Genomic DNA, 22,113 nt, shown 5'->3' on the forward strand with positions numbered 1-22,113 from the left:
AGCTCCGATTGTAAAAAAATTGGATTTTTTTGTTTGTTTGCTCAAAGTTCATCCGAATATCCCTTTTAAAGTGATAACCTGTTAATATAATGACTGAATAATGGTGATTGTTTATTCAATTTTCTATTTTTTAATTACATTGTCTCTTAAAGGCTCGCAAACTGAATGCGTACATTGAACCAACTCAAGCCAAATACACTAACTCGTCTATATGCCCTGTTTCTTCTTTTTATGGTCATATCACTTTTTCTATACGCTTACAGTTATTTTGACACTTGGCTAGATAGCAAAAAAAATGCTATCAACAATACGACTCACAAATTTGCTCGACAGGTTGAAGATTACCGTTACCACTCTAATCAGCTTTTTCAGCTATCAAATAAAATAGCAGATACCTCGACGTTCCCTGTATTGCGACTTAATCCAATAAGATTACGTTCGGATGTATTTTGGCTTGAAGGCCGAGATCAAACCGTAGATTCCATTATATTCGGCAAACCCAATGAGCAAACCTTTCAGTTAGCACAACGATTTGCAAATTCACTCGAAATTCTTTGGGGAGTGCGTAATGATTACAGTTCACTTTATTATCTAAATGGTAAAGGAAATGATCTTATCTTAATTACGACTCATTCTGTGCTTAAGCCGGAGATCCGTTATAAAGAAAGCTATTTAACATTAACGGCTGAAAACAAGCGGTCTGAGTTATTGATGCAATCAACGGCATTAGATGAAAAAGAGAGTCTTTCTCCCATCAGGAAAATGTCTACAGAAAACATCTACTACTACACTTATCGTATTATGTTTAATGTGCCTGGTCAGTTAACCAGCGTAGTAGCGTTTGATTTGCCTATCAATAACTTCTTACCTTCAGAATTGTCTCCACACTACTTAAGACTACTTCCAACAGGTCAGCAATCTGTTTACGACAAAAATAGCATTGAAGTATCAACAGACGGCTCTTCACTGATTTTTTCTCAACCTATTGCAGGGATCCCCTATTCACTCTCTTATGAATATCCGTTGAAATCGATTATAAAAGAGATTGCCTACAAAAATATTTGGTTATTAATCAGCCTGCTGGTATTTATTTCTATTTCCATTTTTGGCCATATCTATATTCGGAATAAGTACGTTTTCCCTTATATCTCTATGACTCGTAACCTACGAATCAAAGAAGAGATGACAAACGACATCATTTCGAATCTCCCGATAGGATTATTAGTCTATAATTTTTCCTCTAACCATAAGATTATTAGTAATAGTCATGCGGAAAAATTACTGCCTCATATTGATTTATCTAAGATCCGCCAAATGGCGGTTGAGCATAATGGCTTAATCCAAACGGCTATCAACAACGAAATTTATGAAATAAGAACCAGTAATAATAACAATATTGACAATACATCATTATTCATATTCCTGAATAAAGATAACGAAGCATTAATCAATAAAAAATTACAACTTGCACAGCAAGAATATGAGAAAAACACCATCGCACGACGCAAAATTTTATCTAATATGTCATTAGAATTGATGCGTCCCATCAAAGATATAAATGAGATGGTTTATCAGTTCAAAGAGTTATTACCCGAAGATACTCATCAACAATTGCTTAGCTTATTATTAGAGAAAACAAATTACATTTCTGAGTGGATAGAAAACATTACATTAATTAATAAGTTAGAAAATCAAGAATGGAAAATTCATAAGGATGAATTTGAACTCTCAACATTAGTTGAATCTATTCTGATAACAGCATCACCTTTTATGATAAGAAAAGGCCTAACACTTTATTTCCACAATAACATAAGACCAGGCTTACTTTTAATTAACGATGGCCCGGCTTTAAGTAAGATTATTTTATCATTGATTAATTATGCCATTAGTACGACTAATTATGGAAAGATAACAGTTAATCTGAATTTAGTTCAAAATAAAGATAAAGAAGAAATACTTATTGATATTATTGACAGTGGAAGCGGACTTACACCTCAAGACATTGCTAATATAAAATACCCATTCTTAGGCCAAGCAATGGGAGACAAATATTATTCTAACTCAGGTATCATTTTTTATTTATGTCATTTGCTGTGTAATAAGATACAGGGAGAATTAACTATTAAGAGTCAAGAAAGTATTGGTTCTCATTTCCGAATTGCACTCCCATACCAGCATATAGATACGGAAGAACGAACTTTTAACGTATTATTAGAGGGTATAAACGCAAAACTCGCCATAAAAAACCCTGAAATAGAAAAAATCATCTGTCAACAGCTTGATAAATATGGCGCTACATACTTTGATAAAAATAGAGAGAATCTTTATCCCGAATACGATATCATACTTAGGGATACGCCGAATGATAATCCTGAATCTCCAACAATATTATTAATGAGCTCTATTGTTGGATTTGAAAAAATATCAAAAGATTTAATAAAGTGTAACTATAACTTCGGTGATCCTTTAATAGAGGCTATTACTTATTTAATTGAAGAAAATGAGTCATTTCTCCTAGATACAGCTAAAGAGAGTATTTGGGATGAAAATAATAACCTTGATAAATACGAAGTAATTCTTAATAATTATAGGAAGAAGTTGAATGGTAGTGATTATAAGGAACTATTTATCAGTACTGTTCCTATTGATGTTGAAAAACTACACTTAGAAGCAACAAATAAAGACTTTCATTCTCTAGCCCAGACAGCTCATCGTCTAAAAGGGGTTTTTGCCATGTTAGATTTAGAATATCTCAGAGAAAGCTGTGAATATTTAGAGCATGACATAAAAAATCATAATGAATTAGAGATCAAAGAACGTATCACTCAACTGGATAAATGGATTCAACAGTTGCTGCAGCAAGGTAACAATTAAACATGAATAACCTTAATATTATTATTGCCGATGATCACCCAATCGTTTTATTCGGTATTCGTAAATCTTTAGAACAAATTGAATGGGTCAATGTTGTTGGTGAATTTGAAGATTCGACTTCACTTATCAATAACTTACCTAAGTTAAATGTGGATGCTTTAATTACTGACTTGTCTATGCCTGGCGATAAGTATGGTGATGGTATTACACTCATTAAGTACATTAAAAGACATTATCCTAATTTGTCGATTATCGTACTAACAATGAATAACAACCCAGCTATTTTGAGCGCAGTCCTTGATCTTGAAATTGAAGGTATTGTGCTTAAGCAAGGTGCTCCGACTGATCTGCCAAAAGCATTGGCTGCGCTGCAAAAAGGCAAAAAATTTATGCCTGAAAGTGTTGCGAAGCTACTTGAAAAAGTCAATGCGAATGGTTATGGCGATAAACGCCTATCACCAAAAGAGAGTGAAGTGCTGAGATTATTTGCTGAAGGTTTCCTTGTAACTGAAATCGCGAAGAAACTGAATCGTAGTATTAAAACGATTAGTAGTCAGAAAAAATCAGCCATGATGAAATTAGGTGTCGATAACGATATCGCATTACTTAATTCCTTATCATCAGTGACTATTGATAAGGAAATTAACGGCCCAGATTAATTTCACTGTAGTTACCTTAGTTGCACCGATAAAATCAGGAAGCTCAACCCTTTGGGGAGCTTCTCTGCTTTTTAGTCTTTAATTTATCCTTCTTTCTTTTTGGGCTCCCCCTTTCTTTCCCTTAGTAATATCCTCCTTTGTTTACAAGCGCTTCTAAGCAGTATGATTTATCCTTCTATTTCTTCATACCCTTATTAGCTTCAGTGCTCACAGAGCATTGTAGAGGCTTTATTACCCTGCTTTTAAGTCATTTATCTTGTTATGACTCTGCTCTGTTTTTACCTTATCTATCAAAATACTTTTTAAATGCATCACTTTTCGCCTTATTTGGGCTTAAAAATAAATAAAGACTAATAAATTAGTCTTTATTTACTCATTTTATCGTTCACGTTCTAGAACTATTCTTTAGGAATATGCTTCACCAACACTTCTCTTAAAATAGAAAGTGAAACAGGTTTGGATACACAATCATTCATTCCGGCATTAATACAGCGTTGCTTCTCTTCGGCAATCGCATTCGCCGTTACTCCTATTACAGGCATAGCACTGCCCATTTCTCGTATATGTGTTGCCAACTGATAGCCATTCATATTCGGCATGTTGACATCTGTCAGAACGATATCAACATGATTCTTAGCTAAATACGTTAATGCGTCACAACCATCTTCTGCTGTTGCTGTATTAAAACCAATTTTTTTCAGTTGATCGGTCAACAATAAGCGGTTTATTGGATGATCATCGACAATAAGGATAGTTAAAGTTTGTAAGCTACAATCTGTAGCTTGCTCCACCATCTCCGCACAATTTGCTTCAACTTTATTTTGTGGTAATTGCAGTATTATTTTTGTTAATTCATTTAGTTTATAAGTACTGCATACCCATATATTTTCAGCTATTTTCTTTGATGGCTCAAAGTAATGCTCATTGATCCTAATAAATTGGCTGTTATATTTTCTTGGTAGATCGTAGTCCGTAATAATAAAATCGTTTGAAGATATCACCACTTCTTCAGTAAGTAATTCACAGCTCAAACCGAAGTAACGAAGGTATCGACCAATAAAGCCTTCCAAATAAAGATTTTTAATGTCTATAAAACAACGAACATTACTTTCTTTATAAATATTCTGTTTAGAAGACGATTCTATTCCTTCTAAGGCACCATAAAGAGGTATACGAACCGTAAAGCGGCTACCAATATTTTCTTGGGAAACAACACTGATATCCCCATCCATTAAGTTGATCAGTTTTTCACAAATGGCCAAACCTAATCCAGTTCCCTCTGATGCACTTTCTGTATTTTGAGATACTTGGAAGAATGGCTCGAACAGCTCATGCAATGCTTTATCGCTAATACCTCTCCCTGTATCGTGAATATCAAAATAGAGATAATAATCATCTTTATAAAGATGTAAGGTAATACATCCAGTTGTGGTGAATTTAATACTGTTATTCAACAAATTAGAGATAACTTGTTGTACACGAACAGGATCGCTATTTACAATTTTTGGTACATCAGGTTCAATAAAACAGTAAATAGCCAAGCCTTTTTTCGCAATCAAAGGTAAATAGTTAGAAATAACAAACGAGAGTACTTGGCGACAATTAAATGGCTTAATATCAATTTTTAACTGTTTAGATTCAATTTTCGAGAAATCGAGGATATCGCTGATAATTTTTAGCAATAACGATGAAGAGTTATCCATCGTCTTTAGTAATCGAGATGTATCATCATTTTGTGTAAGCGACTGCAATAATTCTAGATTACCAATAATTCCATAAAGTGGTGTTCGTAATTCGTGGCTGACTGTTGCTAAAAACATCGATTTAGCTTGGTTAGCTTGCTCCGCAGCTGTTGCCATATTTTGTAGTGAGCGCTCCATTTTAACCCGTGCGCTAATATCCACTAAAACACAGATAGCCACATCCTCATTTTGATAACGTGAGTTAACAAAGCTTATTTGCAGATGATTACGATTGTTGGTCACTACATCGACCATATTGCTACTTTTCTCAGCAATAATAGAAAGAATATTTTGTTTATCGCTATGGCTAAGCAAACGAAAATAGTTGTGTGCTAGCTCGTTACTTAAGATGATCATTCCATCACGTATTCTAAGAATACTGATCCCGACTGGCGCTGATGCCACGATCTTATGGTTAAACTGTTCGTGTTCTTCTAGACGAGAGGCATTATTTTCGGCTGGAGAGAATATTTTTCTCTCAAAGATCCAGACGAAAATAAAAATCATAATGGCTGAGATAATATTTAAGATCAGCGCATTAAAAATCGTGAATTTAAATTCATTTAAAATTTGCTTGAGTGGTAATGAATACACCACACTAAAAGATGATGGTAATAATTTACGCTTAGCAACTAAATCACTAAAGTCTTCATCAAAGCCAAAATAAGGGGCGCTGACATCAGGAACCTGTTTAACGGTATGATAGTTGTTTTCTGCTGGATAGCTTAAAACTGTTGTATTTCTGCTATTAAGAAGATGAATTGAAATCACTCTATCTTTGGCAGGAGAAAAATATTCAAGACGAATAGCCCTTTCAATACCAATCAGGCCAATGAATTTACCTGAGGCATAAACTGGCGACATAACATATAAAATGCCACTATCCCCTTTTGCATCTGGCACTATCCAATATTGATTAACTTCTTTACCTTGTGCACGTTGATTAACATAGTTACGTGTATTTTCGTAAACCATTTTTTTCAACATTTCAGTATCAACAGGGGATGCTCGCAAAGGGAAGTTAATCATACACATGCTATGGGAGCCAACCATAAAGACTTGATTTATCCCTTGTAATGCCGGAGTGTTATCTTTCCAATAATATAAGATGCTGTTAAAAGAGCGGAAATAGTTGTTCGTTTGCCCTTTAAATAATTCACAATCTGCGGTGTCATTAAGTTTATGAAGAGAGAATGGCCCTTCATAAAATAATGAGTTTTTCATGCCCGGGTTTAAGTTAATTTGTTCTTGGTGACGTTCTGCGAGGTATTGTAAATCACGGATAGTGCCGGAGGTTTGCCTAAAGAAACTAAGAAGGTTGGTGTAGTTATTACTATACTCTTGCCGAATATCAGACTTGGTATCATTAAAGATATTGATGAGGTAAAACATGGTTAGCAATGCACCCATCGCCCACAACATGATACCTAATATCCGAAAAAGGTAGCGGGAAATTTTTAACGATGTTTTAAAGGACGAGAGATATCTCAAACAACCACCCTAATCAATATTCCTACCGCACAAGAAACTTATTCTATTCTAGCAGAAGTTACTGAATGTCTGAATGATATGATCTTTATCATCAGGATAATTTTTTCTGATAATAAACTGATCCTACCACATAAAAAAAGCAGGCAATTATGCCTGCTTTCTTTTATTTATACATCACAATAATGATAAATATTATTCTTCGTCCGCATCATCTGTTAAATTTGAATCAGGTGCTTCTGATGACTCTTCGCTAATAACTTCATTAACTTCATCGTCATCTAATGCATCATCCTCATCTTCAACGCGTTGCAAGCCAACGACCAACTCATCTTCTGTTGTACGAATTAAGGTAACACCTTGTGTATTACGTCCAACAATGCTGACTTCAGAAACGCGTGTACGAACTAATGTACCCGCATTAGTGATCATCATAATCTGATCAGTTTCTTCAACTTGAATTGCACCAACAACTTTACCGTTACGCTCACTCACTTTAATAGAGATAACGCCTTGTGTTGCACGATTCTTCGTTGGGTATTCGCTTTGAGCAGTACGTTTACCATAACCATTTTCAGTTACAGTTAAGATATCACCTTCACCACGAGGGATGATGAGTGAAACCACTTTATCGTCATCACTCAGTTTCATACCACGGACACCTGTCGCAGTACGACCCATTGGGCGAACACAATCTTCCGCAAAACGAACCACTTTACCTTCCGCAGAGAACAACATAACTTCGTTTGTGCTATCGGTTAAATCAACACCGATTAACTCATCGCCTTCATTTAAGTTAACGGCAATGATGCCTGCACTACGAGGACGGCTGAAATCTTGCAGAGGCGTTTTCTTCACGGTTCCGCTTGCCGTTGCCATAAAGACAAACTTACCTTCTTCATACTCTCTTACTGGCAAAATAGCGGTAATTCGTTCATTTTGCTCAAGAGGTAATAAGTTGATAATTGGACGACCACGAGCACCGCGACTTGCTTCTGGTAACTGGTAAACTTTCATCCAGTAGAGACGACCACGGCTTGAGAAGCATAAAATCGTGTCATGGGTGTTAGCCACTAATAGACGATCGATAAAGTCTTCTTCTTTAATTCTTGCTGCTGATTTGCCTTTACCACCACGACGCTGTGCTTCGTAATCGGTAAGTGGTTGATATTTAACGTAGCCTTGGTGAGAAAGTGTCACAACAACATTTTCTTCATTGATCAAGTCTTCAATATTAATATCAGCCGTATTTTCAGTGATCTCAGTTCGGCGAGGATCGTTATACTGATCTTTAATCGTATTTAGCTCTTCACGAATGACTTCCATCAGACGTTCAGGGCTTCTTAAGATATGTAATAGCTCAGCAATTTGGAGTAATAACTCACGATATTCATCTAACAGTTTTTCATGTTCAAGACCGGTCAGTTTCTGCAAACGCAGATCTAAAATAGCTTGAGCTTGTTGCTCTGTTAGATAGTATTTACCGTCGTGCACACCATATTGTGGCTCTAACCATTCAGGGCGAGCAACGTTGCTGTCGCCAGCACGCTCTAACATGGTAGAAACGCTACCTAAATCCCAAGGTTGTGCAATTAATGCCGCTTTTGCTTCTGCTGGATTTGGTGCTTGACGGATCATTTCAATAACTGGGTCAATGTTCGCCAATGCAACAGCCAGTGCTTCTAAGATATGAGCACGGTCACGCGCTTTGCGTAATTCGTAAATAGTACGACGAGTAACAACTTCACGACGGTGACGAATAAAGGCAGAGATAATTTCTTTTAGATTTAATAATTTTGGCTGGCCTTGGTGAAGCGCAACCATATTAATACCGAAAGAAACCTGCATTTGTGTTTGTGAGAATAAGTGATTTAATACCACTTCACCCACAGCATCACGTTTGATTTCAACGACAATACGCATACCGTCTTTATCAGACTCGTCACGTAATCCGCTAATACCTTCAATACGCTTATCTTTAACAAGCTCTGCAATTTTTTCAATTAAACGAGCTTTGTTCACCTGATAAGGAATTTCTGTCACGATAATAGTTTCGCGACCTGTTTTCTCATCAGTTTCGATGTCAGCCTGAGCACGAATATAAATTTTTCCGCGACCAGTACGGTAAGCATCTAAAATTCCTCTACGACCATTAATAATAGCGGCAGTCGGGAAATCAGGCCCCGTAATATGTTCCATCAACTCTTCAATCGTGATGTCTTCGTTATCAACATAAGCAAGACAGCCGTCGATAACTTCGCCTAGGTTATGTGGAGGAATGTTTGTTGCCATCCCCACCGCAATCCCTGAAGAACCATTGACTAACAAGTTTGGAATACGGGTTGGCATTACTGCCGGAATATGTTCTGTTCCATCATAGTTAGGAACAAAATCAACCGTTTCTTTTTCCAAATCCGCCAGCAGTTCATGGGCGATTTTCGCCATACGAACTTCGGTATAACGCATTGCAGCCGCCGAGTCACCATCAACTGACCCGAAGTTACCCTGCCCGTCAACCAACATGTAACGCATAGAAAAAGGCTGTGCTAAACGAACAATCGTTTCATAAACAGCACTGTCACCGTGCGGGTGATATTTACCGATAACATCCCCAACAACACGGGCTGATTTTTTATAAGGTTTATTCCAATCGTTTCCTAGTACATTCATCGCGAAAAGCACTCGGCGGTGTACTGGCTTCAGTCCGTCTCGAACATCGGGTAATGCGCGTCCTACAATAACAGACATCGCATAATCCAAATATGAGCTTTTCAGCTCTTCTTCGATATTAACTGGTGTGATTTCTCTGGCAATGTCGCTCATGGAGCCACTGTCCCTCATACTACGGATTCAAAGGTTTAGAACTATACCACAAATCGCCAATTTTTGGAAAAAGGAAACAACTAAATTAATGATCCTTTCGCTATTCTCTTCGATTTCACCGTCTAACGTTGGTAGAATCATGGCAATATGAAAATAGGAGTAATACTTTCTGATGAATGATAAAACAACCTCTTTACATGCTAACGTGGATCAGCATGAAATCGACAAGTTTGAAAGCGTCGCATCACGGTGGTGGGATCTTGAAGGTGAATTTAAGCCATTACACCGCATCAACCCGCTAAGACTCAACTATATTCAAGAACGCGCAGACGGCCTATTCGGAAAAAAAGTCCTAGATGTTGGTTGCGGTGGCGGTATTTTGTCTGAAAGTATGGCATGTGTTGGGGCTGAAGTAACTGGCCTTGATATGGGTACAGAGCCATTACAAGTTGCACGTTTGCACTCGCTAGAATCGGGTATTCCGGTCACTTACATTCAAGATACAGTTGAAAACCACGCGAATGAAAACCCACAAACTTATGACGTCGTTACCTGTATGGAGATGTTAGAGCACGTTCCTGACCCTTCATCTGTTGTAAGAGCCTGTGCAAAACTGGTAAAACCTGGTGGACATGTTTTCTTCTCAACCATCAATCGTAATAAAAAAGCGTGGTTGATGCTGGTGGTAGGTGCGGAGTATATTCTGAATATGGTACCTAAGGGCACACATGATGCTAATAAGTTTATTCGCCCATCAGAATTACTTAGTTGGGTTGATGAAACCGATTTGCGTAGCAAAAATATGATTGGTTTACATTATAACCCGATTACTGACAAATTCCGATTAGCGCCAAATGTCGATGTGAACTATATGGTGCACACACAATCGACACATAACTCGAATTCGTGAAACTGAAAGTTTGATTTGGTTTAATAAAACATCAAACGATCACATTTTTTAAAATTGACTTTACATCGTTGTCACTTGAATTTGTGTTTCTTACTGCCTGTATTTATGCAGGGTACAGGCAGTTGTTAAAAAAATTATCCCCTATTTATCCACAGAAACAATCAGATTTGTACACTTGATCAATCGCTCAATTACCTTTATCTTGTTATCACCATTTGAACCAACCCCTATATATTGTGTTTCCTTAAATTTCACACCACAAGACTCCTTGGCACAGATTGTCATCGGGAGCGTTTTTTTGCGGTATAAAATTTCAGGTAACACTAATGCAAGAAAGGTGCATCGCTCATGAATCACAGCCTGCTCGTCACAAAACGTGATGGTCATAAAGAACGCATTGACTTAGACAAAATTCACCGTGTTATCACCTGGGCCGCAGAAGGTCTAGAAAATGTCTCTGTATCTCAAGTTGAATTACGTTCTCAGATTCAGTTTTATGATGGTATCAAAACTGCTGATATCCATGAAACGCTGGTAAAAGCTGCTGCGGACTTAATCTCTGGTGAAACGCCTGATTATCAGTACCTCGCTGCCCGTCTTGCCGTATTTAATTTACGTAAAAAAGCGTATGGCCAATTTGAGCCACCAACACTGTATGATCACGTTAAAAAATTAGTCGATTTAGGCAAATATGATCGCCATCTTCTTGAAGATTACACACAAGAAGAGTTTGAACAGATGAATAACTTTATTGTTCATCAACGTGATATGAACTTCTCCTACGCTGCGGTTAAACAATTAGAAGGTAAATACTTCGTTCAAAACCGTATTACAGGTGAAATTTACGAAAGCGCACAGTTTTTATATGTTTTAGTTGCGGCTTGCTTGTTCTCTCGTTATCCACAAGCAACACGTATGGACTATATCGAACGTTTCTATAATGCGATTTCAACCTTTAAAATCTCATTACCAACACCAATCATGGCAGGTGTAAGAACACCAACTCGTCAATTTAGCTCTTGTGTATTAATTGAGTGTGACGACAGCCTTGATTCTATCAATGCGACATCAAGTGCCATCGTGAAATATGTTTCTCAACGTGCGGGTATCGGTATCAATGCGGGTCGTATTCGTGCATTAGGTAGTGCTATTCGTAATGGTGAAGCATTCCATACGGGATGTATCCCTTTCTATAAACACTTCCAGACTGCGGTAAAATCTTGCTCGCAAGGTGGTGTTCGTGGTGGCGCAGCAACCTTGTTCTACCCATTATGGCATTTAGAAGTTGAAAGCCTGCTGGTGCTGAAAAACAACCGTGGTGTTGATGATAACCGTGTTCGCCATTTAGATTACGGCGTTCAATTAAATAAATTAATGTATGAACGTTTAATCAAAGGGCAGGATATTACTTTATTTAGCCCTTCTGATGTCCCTGGTCTATACGATGCATTCTTTGCTGATCAAGATGAATTTGAACGTTTATATGTGCAATACGAGAAAGATAAGAGCATCCGCCAAAAACAAGTTAAAGCAGTTGAGTTATTCTCATTAATGATGCAAGAACGAGCATCAACTGGCCGTATTTACATTCAGAACGTTGACCACTGTAATACACATAGCCCATTTGATCCGGCAATTGCACCAATTCGTCAATCGAATTTATGCTTAGAAATTGCACTACCAACTAAACCATTAAATGATATTAAAGATCCTAATGGTGAAATTGCACTGTGTACATTATCTGCATTTAACTTAGGCGCAATTGAAAATCTTGATGATTTAGAAGAACTTGCTCGTTTAGCCGTTCGTTCTTTAGACGCGCTGTTAGATTACCAAGATTATCCAATCTTAGCGGCAAAACAAGGTGCAATGGGCCGTCGTACCTTAGGTATTGGTGTTATTAACTTTGCTTATTATTTAGCAAAACACGGTGTTCGCTACTCTGATGGTAGTGCAAATAACTTAACTCATCGTGCGTTTGAAGCAATTCAATACTATTTATTAAAAGCATCTAATGAATTAGCGAAAGAACAAGGTGCATGCCCATGGTTTAATGAAACCACTTACGCTGACGGTATTTTACCTATTGATACCTACAAAAAATCATTAGATGTACTGACAAAAGAACCTCTGCATTACGATTGGGAAAGTTTACGCAAAGACATTAAAGAGCACGGTTTACGTAACTCAACACTGTCTGCACTGATGCCATCAGAAACATCTTCACAGATTTCTAATGCAACAAATGGTATCGAACCACCGCGTGGTTATATCAGTATTAAAGCCTCTAAAGACGGTATTTTACGTCAAGTGGTTCCTGAGTATGAGCGTTTGAAAGGCGCTTATGAATTACTATGGCAAATGCCAAGTATTGAAGGTTACTTGCAGTTAGTGGGCATCATGCAGAAATTCGTTGACCAAGCCATTTCAGCGAACACTAACTACGATCCTACTCGTTTCCCTAGCGGTAAGGTTCCAATGAACCAACTGCTGAAAGATTTGCTGCTCGCTTACAAATATGGTGTGAAAACACTTTATTATCACAATACCCGTGACGGTGCAGATGATGTACAGGGTGATCTGGAAGAAGTCGTTGAGACGGAAGATTTAGATTGTGAAGGCGGCGCGTGTAAAATTTAATTGAGGAAGCTATGTCTTATACTACTTTTTCACAAGTTAAAAATGATCAACTTCAGGAGCCCATGTTTTTTGGGCAACCTGTTAACGTAGCGCGTTATGATCAGCAAAAATATCCTATTTTTGAAAAGCTAATTGAAAAACAGCTCTCCTTCTTCTGGCGTCCAGAAGAAGTGGACGTTTCTCGTGATCGCATTGACTACAATGCATTACCTGATCATGAAAAACATATTTTTATTAGCAACTTAAAATATCAAACGCTGTTGGATTCGATTCAAGGCAGAAGCCCTAACGTGGCATTCTTACCTTTGATCTCGATCCCAGAGTTAGAGACATGGGTTGAAACATGGTCATTCTCTGAAACCATTCACTCACGCTCTTATACTCATATTATTCGTAATATCGTTAATGATCCGTCAGTTGTGTTTGATGATATCGTTGAAAATGAAGAGATTTTAAAACGTGCTCGTGATATTTCTTCTTACTATGACGAGTTAATCAAGCTGACAAATCTTTATCACATGTATGGTGAAGGCGACCATCAAGTTAAAGGTAAAACAATTCACGTCACATTACGTAAATTAAAGAAACAGCTTTATCTGTGCTTAATGAGCGTCAACGCACTAGAAGCAATCCGCTTCTATGTTAGCTTTGCTTGTTCATTTGCCTTTGCTGAACGTGAACTGATGGAAGGTAACGCGAAGATCATCCGACTAATTGCTCGTGACGAAGCGCTACACTTAACAGGTACACAACACATGCTGAATTTACTGCGTTCAGGTCAAGATGATCCTGAAATGGCAGAAATTGCAGCAGAATGTGAGCAAGAGTGTTATGACCTGTTCGTTGAAGCTGCTGAGCAAGAAAAAGAGTGGGCTGAATACCTATTCTCTGAAGGCTCGATGATTGGTTTAAATAAAGATATCCTTTGCCAATATGTTGAATATATTACAAATATTCGCATGCAAGCAGTGGGTCTTAAATTACCATTTAAAGCGCGCTCTAACCCTATTCCATGGATCAACGCATGGTTAGTGTCTGACAACGTTCAAGTTGCACCTCAAGAAGTTGAAGTCAGTTCTTACCTCGTGGGTCAAATCGATTCACAAGTTGATACTGATGATTTAAGCAACTTTGAATTGTAATACTGAGAAATAACACCGATACGTTATGGCATCTCATAAAGTGACCCTGCTGATGCAGGGTCTTTCAAAACCTTTAGAATTTCATACTGACACCCACCCCTCTTTGCTTGATGCATTAGAACATGGGAAAGTCCAAGTCGAATACCAATGTCGCGAAGGCTATTGTGGCTCTTGTCGTCTGCGCCTAGTGAAAGGCAAGGTTTGTTATCGCAATGAACCTTTAGCATTTATCCAACCTGATGAAATCTTACCTTGTAGCTGTCATCCCATCAGTGATATTGAAATAGAAATTTACTCTGAATAATTTGAATTATCTTAATTTGAGCTTTTTTCTAACACTCTTGTTCAACTTTGACTAAGGTTAAGTTAACACGATAAAAAAAGGAAAAGCATTATGAAATTAAAGTCTATTTTCTCAGTCATTGCTATTTCTACATCAATTCTGCTTGTTGCAGGCTGTTCAAGTCCACAAAAAATAGAAACAGTAAATGGGGAAACAATTTTAACGACGGATAAACCCCAAGAAGATGAAGCAACTGGATTAATTACCTACAAAGATTCAGAAACCGGACAGATTAAACAGATTAATCGTGATCAAATAAGACGAATGGTAGAGCTTGACGATTAATGCTCTTATAAACCCTTCTCTTAAAGCGCCAATTCATATTTATGATTGGCGTTTTTTTATTCACAAAACCTCTTCTTGTAAACTAATCATTACACTATACGTAATTAAAATTTGACAGAATTTTACCATTCTTATACTCTGCTTTTTAAATAAATAAAATAGTCTAGTGAACAGAGGATCTTGTGAAGAATCGCACTATAGGCAGTGTTTTTATTGTTGCAGGAACAACAATTGGGGCTGGTATGCTGGCAATGCCATTAGCTGCCGTGGGTATTGGCTTTAGCACGATGATGTTATTGCTTATTGGCTTATGGTTATTGATGAGCTATACCGCATTACTGCTGGTGGAAGTTTATCAATACAACGATCCTCATACAGGTCTCGGCTCTATCGCAAAACGCTATCTCGGTGTAGGTGGTCAAGTTATCACTGGCCTCGCACTGTTGCTATTAATGTATGCGTTAACGACCGCTTATATTAGTGGTGCAGGTGAACTACTTTCGGCTACCCTTTCATCTTGGATTGGTCATGAGCTTTCTATCACTCAAGGTATTATTATCTTTACAGTGATTGGCGGAGCTGTAGTAGGAATTGGTACAACATCGGTCGATATGATTAATCGCCTATTATTTACCGCAAAAGTCTTTTTCCTTATATTCATGCTGATTGTGATGTTACCTCACGTTGAGTCGGTAAACTTGACCTCAATGCCTGTAGAATATGGACTTATCCTTTCTGCGGTTCCTGTTATTTTTACCTCATTTGGTTTCCACGGTAGTGTGCCAAGTATCGTAAGTTACATGAATGGCGATATTAAAAAGCTACGTATTATCTTTATTATTGGTAGTGCTATTCCGCTTGTTGCTTATATCTTATGGCAAATTGCCACATTAGGTGCCATCCCAACAAATACTTTTATGGGAATTATGGCGCAGCAATCGGGATTAAATGGCTTACTGACTGCTATTCGTGATGTTGTTGCTACACCTCGCGTGAATATTGCAGTTAACCTATTTGCTGCATTGGCTTTAGCTACTTCATTCCTTGGTGTTGCATTAGGGCTATTTGATTATCTTGCAGATCTCTTTAAGCGTAGCAATCGCGCTACTGGGCGCATGCAATCAAGCCTGTTAACCTTTGTTCCACCTTTGGTTTGTGCGCTTTATTTCCCTAACTTTGTGCAAGCATTAGCTTATGCGGCTATTGCACTGTCAATTTTAGCATTACTTCTACCGGCTTTATTAGTATGGAAAGTCAGACAAGAACGAAATGGTACTGATAAATACAAAGTTAAAGGTGGGAAAAGTGCATTAGGTATTGTATTTACTTGTGGCCTGGTGGTTATTGGTATTCAAGTCGCCATCACTTTTGGTTTATTACCTCAAGTTGGCTAACTCCCTTTCTTATAGGCGACAAAAAAGCAGGTGCTGATTTTAGACACCTGCTTTTTTTGATTCAGATATAGCGTCTAGATTAGAAACTTAAACCGGCACCCACATAGAAACCATCAGCTAATTTATTATTACTTCTATTATGTGAGTTTTCGATTTCAATCACGCGATAACCAGCATTAACATGCAATGGTTTAAATACCGTTAATTGTGCACCCACATCAGCTTCATAATAAGATTTGCTACCAGAGGTTAATCCTTCAGGAGATGCATAGGCTTCGCCATACACACTTAAAGAAGGCAGAACATTCCAGTTAAGACCCACACCACCCGCTAAAGCAGCACCATCATCACCATTTTTGGGTGCTAAATAAAGTGCTTTACCACCAACACTTGCTGAAAAAGGCCCTAATGGCAGAGCAAACTTTGCACCTAGGCTACCTAATTGACCATCATGATCACTACGAGCCCAGTTACCATTAAAAGAAAGACCCGCATTAGGATTGCCTAATCCTGCGCGAACGTCTGTATAATGCTCACCCGCTTGAATATTCATTGATACCGCATTGGCATTTGCCGCCATAAATAGTGTACTTATAGCGCCGACCAATAAATATTTTTTCATTGTTATTACCCCAGCAAATAATTGTCCTAACTTATAATTATACAACAAATTTATTAAACAACTTGACTCAAAATTGAAAGATAATCTGTAGAATTTTCAATCTATGTAAATAAGTTACATCTATCAATATTATTGGTCTAATTGGTTTTATTAATGGATTTAATATTGCTAAAGTGGAATTACAGTCAATATTAACCATAATAAATATAAGGCTGTTCGCTTCGTTTTATTCACACATGCTATTTTTTTAGATCGTTTACTATTTCATAAACTGGAGATATGTGATGGAAAAGAAAAAGCTAACAACGGCGTCAGGCGCACCTGTTGTAGACAATAATAACTCAATGACAGCAGGCCCTCGTGGTCCGATGTTACTTCAAGATGTCTGGTTTTTAGAAAAACTAGCTCACTTTGATCGTGAAGTTATTCCAGAAAGACGTATGCACGCAAAAGGCTCTGGTGCTTTTGGTACATTTAAAGTCACTCACGATATTACGAAATATACTCGCGCTAAAATTTTCTCTAAAGTGGGTAAAAAAACAGAAATGTTTGCTCGCTTTTCAACTGTTGCTGGTGAAAGAGGTGCCGCAGACGCCGAACGCGATATTCGTGGCTTTGCGTTAAAATTTTATACTGAAGAAGGTAATTGGGATATGGTGGGTAATAACACTCCTGTTTTCTACCTTCGCGATGCGCTGAAATTCCCAGACTTAAACCACGTTGTAAAACGTGATCCTAAAACCAACCTACGCAATATGGCATATAAATGGGATTTCTTCTCTCATTTACCAGAAGCTTTACACCAATTAACTATTGATATGAGTGACCGTGGTTTACCACAAAGCTATCGTTTTATTCACGGTTTTGGTAGCCATACTTATAGCTTTATTAATAAAGATAATGAGCGTTTCTGGGTTAAATTTCACTTCCGTTGCCAACAAGGTATTAAAAACTTGATGGATGATGAAGCTGAGACTCTGGTTGGTAAAGATAGAGAAAGCTCACAACGTGATTTATTTGATGCGATTGAACGCGGTGATTTCCCTCGCTGGAATTTACAAATTCAAGTGATGCCAGAAAAAGAAGCGTCAAAAGTCCCTTATAATCCTTTCGATTTAACTAAAGTTTGGCCTCATGCTGACTATCCATTAATTGATGTGGGCTATTTCGAGCTAAACCGTAACCCTGAAAACTATTTTTCTGATGTAGAGCAAGCAGCATTTAGCCCTGCCAACATTGTTCCGGGCATTGGCTTCTCCCCAGATAAGATGTTACAAGGTCGCCTATTCTCTTATGGTGATGCTCACCGTTATCGTTTAGGTGTTAATCATCATCAAATCCCTGTGAATGCGCCACAATGCCCATTCCATAATTATCATCGTGATGGTGCAATGCGTGTTGATGGTAATAGTGGTAGCGGTATTACTTATGAGCCCAATAATGGTGGTATGTTCCAAGAACAGCCTAATTTTAAAGAGCCACCATTATCAATTGAAGGTGCTGCAGATCACTGGAACCATCGTGAAGACGAAGATTATTTCAGCCAACCTCGCGCACTGTATGAATTACTGAGTGATGAAGAGCATCAACGTATGTTTTCTCGCATCGCAGGTGAATTAATTCAAGCAAGTAAAGATACACAAAAACGTCAAATTGCCTTATTTAAGAAAGTTCATCCTGAATATGGTGCTGGTGTTGAAAAAGCAATGAAAGCATTAGCAAAAAAAGACGCTAAATAACCGTATAATAAGAAGCCCTGTGAGCAACTCGGCAAAAATAATAAGGCGCCTTCGGGCGCCTTTCTCTAATAATCTTTAGGACTTATTGTCTATTTTATGCTCATCATTTTAACCATGACGAACAGAAATTCAAATTACTTTTATCTACCTTTTATATTAGAAATAGAATTTTGATAGGAGGATCGACAAACACACCATTATTACTTCAACAATTGCCCTTTCATCCATTGTTGTACTTGTTTACGAGAGATTTTTATTCCCCCATTTTTAAGGCTTTCAGGAAGTTGTAAGCAAGCAACAGGTCTTTGAAATCCGGCTAATCGAGAGTGATACCACTGTGGTAATTGATTAATGATTTCAATATCAGCATCAACAACTGCAACCGGACGTTGTCCAAATTCGGCATCATCGATAGGGACAACAAAAGATTGGCTAACACTTGGATGTGTATTAAGAATTTTTTCAATATCTTCCGGTTGGATCCCTTCGCCAGCACTGAAAAAAAGATTGTCCAAACGGCCTAAAACACACCATTCTTCGGCACTAAAACAACCTTTATCTCGCGTTGAATACCAACCATCAGCCGTAAGCGATAGCGGTTTTAATTGACCATCAAACCAATAACCTAATGCGATGCTGTCAGACATTACCTGGAGCTCATCATTCACTAACCTAACACTTTTGCCTTTTAGTGGAAGCCCTACTCCAGCTTTACCATCCGCACGCTTGGCACAAACGGTCGATGCCATTTCTGTCATGCCGTAACCACACCAGCATTGAATTCCCCAATGTTCTGCTTCTTGCGTTAGCTCAATAGGGATCATTGCTCCGCCTAATAAAACAGATTTTAGGGTAATAGGTTGTTGATTATCTTGTTGCGCTCTATTTTGTAAGAAGCGCCATAATTGTGTGGGAACTAAAGAGGCATGAGTGCAACCTTGCAAAGCATCTACAAAAGGATGCATTTCACGCACCACCAGCGTTGCTCCGCGTAATAACCAGCGCCAAAGTATACCTTGTCCTGAAACATGAAATAGAGGCAAAGAAAGTAACCAACTATCCCCTTTTTCCAAAGGCATTAATGATAAAACACCCATTGCACTGCAAAGATGTGCATCAAAAGTGTGTACCGCGGCTTTAGGTAAACCTGATGAACCTGATGTCAAAATAAGTGTTGCCATACGAGATGGCTCCCATAAAACATCATTTACTGTTTGAGTTTTATATTGACGTGACATGTTATCTAGTTCAATACCACTAAGATCAAGCAATGTTGCATTTAAATCTAGCGATATTTCACTCAAATCAGCATAAAAATCAATGCGTAAGTGAGGCAATAATTCATCAAGTAAAGATTTTGGAAGCTGTGGATTTAAAGGTAAAACCTTTGCACCACATTGAAAAATAGCGAGCAATGCGAAAACAAGATTAATGTGATTTTTTCCACGCAACAGCACAGTGCTTTGTGTATCAATACCTTGTTTAGCAAAATTATTAGCTAACTGATTTATATGACAACTTAGTTGTTGCCATGTAATTGGTGAAACACCTGAAATGATGGCCGTTTCATTTGGGTATAATTGTGCCCAGTGATGCCACGGCCATTGTTTAAATGGAACTACTGTTGCCATACTGTCTCTAGTTGTTCAAGAGAGATAAGCGGAATGTCCACATTTGGCCAAGGACGAATAAGTTGTTGTTTAATCAAATCAACAGTATCGAGCCCCGGAATGCTATTAGGTGTTAACCATTGTGCAATTCTGGCTAATTGAGTGAGTCCGAAACTACTTTCAATACTTGAACTGATAATAGCATCTAACCCCAACGCATTTGCTTGTTTAACAAGCATTTGACAGCGTTCAAGACTTCCCACTAACGTAGGCTTAATAACAATCGTTGTTACACCAGGTTGTAGTTTTACTTCAAAACCATCATCACGCACCGTTTCATCCCAAGCGATGTTAATACCTGTTGCTTGAGAAAAAGCCAGTGACTCTTCTGGTGTTTTGCAAGGCTCTTCTAAAAACGCAATACGGTCACGCCATTGCGGATTAACATACTTTGCAAAGCCTTCTGCTTTTGCTGGTGTCCAGCTTCGATTGGCATCAAGTCTTAGTTTTAAGTCAGGGATAGCTTCTAATAACAGGTTAACAACGATCCCATCACGCACTGCTTCATATAAGCCAACCTTGATTTTAGCGACCTTTTCACCTTCCATATCATTAAGGCTTAAAATCAAATCATCAGGATCGCCATTACATAAAGGTGCGGCACGATAATTCGCATCTTGTGGCAATGTACCTTCCAGCTCTGCTAATGCACAGCTAATACCAAAAGCCACACTTGGCAGTTCACTATGAACAGGGTTTTCACCCGCGCACCAAGCTGTTAACCAAGATTGTGCAGCTTCTTGTGCTTGTTCTAAAGTTTCACGGCTAAACTCAGGAAGAGGTGAAATTTCACCCCACCCTTGTTTGCCATTTTGCTCTAAACAGACAAGAAAACCATCACGCGTTTTTAGCCTTTGATAGCGCAGAACAACGCCTGCATCTACAGGTAGGCTGAATGAATAGAGTTTGGCGTTTCGCATTATGGGTTACGTTTAAATCGAGTGAAATCAGGTTGACGTTTTTCGTTAAAGGCGTTGCGACCTTCTTGACCTTCATCAGTCATATAGAACAGCATAGTTGCATTACCCGCTAATTCTTGAAGGCCAGCTTGACCATCACAATCTGCATTTAATGCAGCTTTCAAGCAACGTAATGCCATTGGGCTATTTTCCAGCATTTCACGACACCAGCGTACTGTTTCTTTTTCAAGATCTGCGTAAGGAACAACAGTGTTAACCAAGCCCATTTCTAATGCTTCTTTTGCATCATATTGACGGCATAAGAACCAAATTTCGCGTGCTTTCTTTTGACCAACAATGCGAGCCATATAAGAAGCGCCCCAGCCACCATCAAAAGAACCAACTTTAGGGCCAGTTTGACCAAAAATAGCGTTTTCAGCAGCGATAGTTAAGTCACACATCATATGAAGTACATGACCACCACCGATAGAATAACCTGCAACCATTGCTACAACAGGTTTTGGACAAGTACGGATTTGGCGTTGGAAATCTAGCACATTCAGGTGATGAGTACCGCTATCATCGCGATATCCGCCGTAATCGCCACGAATTTTTTGGTCGCCACCTGCACAGAATGCTTTTTCACCCGCACCCGTTAAAATGATAGTACCAATTGTGTCATCATAACGTGCATCAGCTAATGCTTGGATCATCTCTTTCACTGTCAAAGGACGAAAAGCATTACGCACTTGCGGGCGGTTAATCGTAATTTTTGCAATGCCATCGACTGATTTATGATAAAGGATATCTTCAAAACCTTCAGAACAATCCTGCCATTCAATCGGTGCATATAATTTTTCTTCGCTCGGGTAAAGCATAATTA

The 22,113-nt window shown here is 38.2% G+C and carries 15 protein-coding genes; 9 read left to right on the forward strand and 6 right to left on the reverse strand.

Features of this window, described 5'->3' with window-relative positions; genetic code table 11:
* The first annotated feature begins 165 nt into the window (after positions 1-165).
* Both rcsD and rcsB read left to right on the forward strand, forming a co-directional pair.
* Complete coding sequence (gene rcsD / locus DK857_RS06650) at positions 166-2,874, forward strand: phosphotransferase RcsD (RefSeq protein WP_109393075.1); 2,709 nt, start codon at positions 166-168, stop codon at positions 2,872-2,874.
* Between the two features lie 2 nt (positions 2,875-2,876).
* Complete coding sequence (gene rcsB, locus DK857_RS06655) at positions 2,877-3,533, forward strand: response regulator transcription factor RcsB (RefSeq protein WP_109401824.1); 657 nt, start codon at positions 2,877-2,879, stop codon at positions 3,531-3,533.
* Between the two features lie 398 nt (positions 3,534-3,931).
* On the opposite strand, the gene rcsC is transcribed toward rcsB, so the two are convergent.
* The gene (rcsC, locus tag DK857_RS06660; RefSeq protein ID WP_109401825.1) at positions 3,932-6,766 is read right to left on the reverse strand and encodes a two-component system sensor histidine kinase RcsC; all 2,835 of its coding nucleotides are present in this window, start codon (positions 6,764-6,766) and stop codon (positions 3,932-3,934) included.
* Between the two features lie 192 nt (positions 6,767-6,958).
* Positions 6,959-9,586, reverse strand: a complete 2,628-nt coding sequence (gyrA, locus tag DK857_RS06665) for a DNA topoisomerase (ATP-hydrolyzing) subunit A (RefSeq protein WP_109401826.1) — start codon at positions 9,584-9,586, stop codon at positions 6,959-6,961.
* Between the two features lie 172 nt (positions 9,587-9,758).
* On the opposite strand from gyrA, the gene ubiG reads away from it, so the two are divergent.
* The 6 genes from ubiG to tyrP all read left to right on the forward strand — a co-directional run bounded on the left by ubiG (position 9,759) and on the right by tyrP (position 16,300).
* Entirely contained in the window at positions 9,759-10,496 is a 738-nt protein-coding gene (gene ubiG, locus DK857_RS06670) for a bifunctional 2-polyprenyl-6-hydroxyphenol methylase/3-demethylubiquinol 3-O-methyltransferase UbiG (RefSeq protein ID WP_109393073.1), read from the forward strand.
* Positions 10,497-10,844: 348 nt separating this feature from the next.
* Positions 10,845-13,136, forward strand: a complete 2,292-nt coding sequence (gene nrdA, locus DK857_RS06680) for a class 1a ribonucleoside-diphosphate reductase subunit alpha (RefSeq protein WP_109401828.1) — start codon at positions 10,845-10,847, stop codon at positions 13,134-13,136.
* A gap of 11 nt (positions 13,137-13,147) precedes the next feature.
* Entirely contained in the window at positions 13,148-14,278 is a 1,131-nt protein-coding gene (gene nrdB / locus DK857_RS06685) for a class Ia ribonucleoside-diphosphate reductase subunit beta (RefSeq protein ID WP_109393071.1), read from the forward strand.
* Positions 14,279-14,303: 25 nt separating this feature from the next.
* Positions 14,304-14,582: a class I ribonucleotide reductase maintenance protein YfaE gene (yfaE, locus tag DK857_RS06690; RefSeq protein ID WP_109393070.1), complete on the forward strand. Its 279-nt coding sequence runs from the start codon at positions 14,304-14,306 to the stop codon at positions 14,580-14,582.
* Positions 14,583-14,672: 90 nt separating this feature from the next.
* Positions 14,673-14,906 (forward strand): YgdI/YgdR family lipoprotein, encoded by a 234-nt coding sequence (locus DK857_RS06695; protein WP_036935606.1) that lies wholly within the window; start codon positions 14,673-14,675, stop codon positions 14,904-14,906.
* Between the two features lie 182 nt (positions 14,907-15,088).
* Entirely contained in the window at positions 15,089-16,300 is a 1,212-nt protein-coding gene (tyrP, locus tag DK857_RS06700) for a tyrosine transporter TyrP (protein ID WP_109393069.1), read from the forward strand.
* A 79-nt stretch (positions 16,301-16,379) separates the two neighbouring features.
* Here tyrP and DK857_RS06705 read toward each other — a convergent pair whose 3' ends face one another.
* Positions 16,380-16,922, reverse strand: a complete 543-nt coding sequence (locus tag DK857_RS06705; protein ID WP_109393068.1) for a YfaZ family outer membrane protein — start codon at positions 16,920-16,922, stop codon at positions 16,380-16,382.
* A 284-nt stretch (positions 16,923-17,206) separates the two neighbouring features.
* Between DK857_RS06705 and DK857_RS06710 the strand changes: the two genes are divergently transcribed.
* The gene (locus DK857_RS06710; protein WP_098942372.1) at positions 17,207-18,661 is read left to right on the forward strand and encodes a catalase; all 1,455 of its coding nucleotides are present in this window, start codon (positions 17,207-17,209) and stop codon (positions 18,659-18,661) included.
* Between the two features lie 200 nt (positions 18,662-18,861).
* Here the strand turns inward: DK857_RS06710 and menE are convergent, their stop codons facing one another.
* The 3 genes from menE to menB are packed head-to-tail and all read right to left on the reverse strand — an operon-like array spanning position 18,862 to position 22,108.
* Positions 18,862-20,292, reverse strand: a complete 1,431-nt coding sequence (gene menE, locus DK857_RS06715) for an o-succinylbenzoate--CoA ligase (protein ID WP_109401829.1) — start codon at positions 20,290-20,292, stop codon at positions 18,862-18,864.
* Entirely contained in the window at positions 20,280-21,251 is a 972-nt protein-coding gene (gene menC, locus DK857_RS06720; RefSeq protein WP_109401830.1) for an o-succinylbenzoate synthase, read from the reverse strand. Before menC ends, menE begins: the two co-directional genes overlap by 13 nt.
* Positions 21,251-22,108, reverse strand: a complete 858-nt coding sequence (menB, locus tag DK857_RS06725; RefSeq protein WP_075670662.1) for a 1,4-dihydroxy-2-naphthoyl-CoA synthase — start codon at positions 22,106-22,108, stop codon at positions 21,251-21,253. The genes menC and menB overlap by 1 nt, the downstream gene beginning before the upstream one ends.
* Between the last annotated feature and the right edge of the window lie 5 nt (positions 22,109-22,113).

The sequence above is a fragment of the Proteus terrae genome, from assembly GCF_003144325.1.
Taxonomy (GTDB): domain Bacteria; phylum Pseudomonadota; class Gammaproteobacteria; order Enterobacterales; family Enterobacteriaceae; genus Proteus; species Proteus terrae.

Coding starts and splice junctions, on each gene's coding strand:
- ubiG (WP_109393073.1), top strand. CDS start 9,759: ATGAATGATAAAACAACCTCTTTACATGCTAACGTGGATCAGCATGAA.
- menC (WP_109401830.1), bottom strand. CDS start 21,251: ATGCGAAACGCCAAACTCTATTCATTCAGCCTACCTGTAGATGCAGGC.
- yfaE (WP_109393070.1), top strand. CDS start 14,304: ATGGCATCTCATAAAGTGACCCTGCTGATGCAGGGTCTTTCAAAACCT.
- nrdA (WP_109401828.1), top strand. CDS start 10,845: ATGAATCACAGCCTGCTCGTCACAAAACGTGATGGTCATAAAGAACGC.
- menE (WP_109401829.1), bottom strand. CDS start 20,292: ATGGCAACAGTAGTTCCATTTAAACAATGGCCGTGGCATCACTGGGCA.
- nrdB (WP_109393071.1), top strand. CDS start 13,148: ATGTCTTATACTACTTTTTCACAAGTTAAAAATGATCAACTTCAGGAG.
- DK857_RS06705 (WP_109393068.1), bottom strand. CDS start 16,922: ATGAAAAAATATTTATTGGTCGGCGCTATAAGTACACTATTTATGGCG.
- rcsB (WP_109401824.1), top strand. CDS start 2,877: ATGAATAACCTTAATATTATTATTGCCGATGATCACCCAATCGTTTTA.
- DK857_RS06695 (WP_036935606.1), top strand. CDS start 14,673: ATGAAATTAAAGTCTATTTTCTCAGTCATTGCTATTTCTACATCAATT.
- DK857_RS06710 (WP_098942372.1), top strand. CDS start 17,207: ATGGAAAAGAAAAAGCTAACAACGGCGTCAGGCGCACCTGTTGTAGAC.
- gyrA (WP_109401826.1), bottom strand. CDS start 9,586: ATGAGCGACATTGCCAGAGAAATCACACCAGTTAATATCGAAGAAGAG.
- rcsD (WP_109393075.1), top strand. CDS start 166: ATGCGTACATTGAACCAACTCAAGCCAAATACACTAACTCGTCTATAT.
- menB (WP_075670662.1), bottom strand. CDS start 22,108: ATGCTTTACCCGAGCGAAGAAAAATTATATGCACCGATTGAATGGCAG.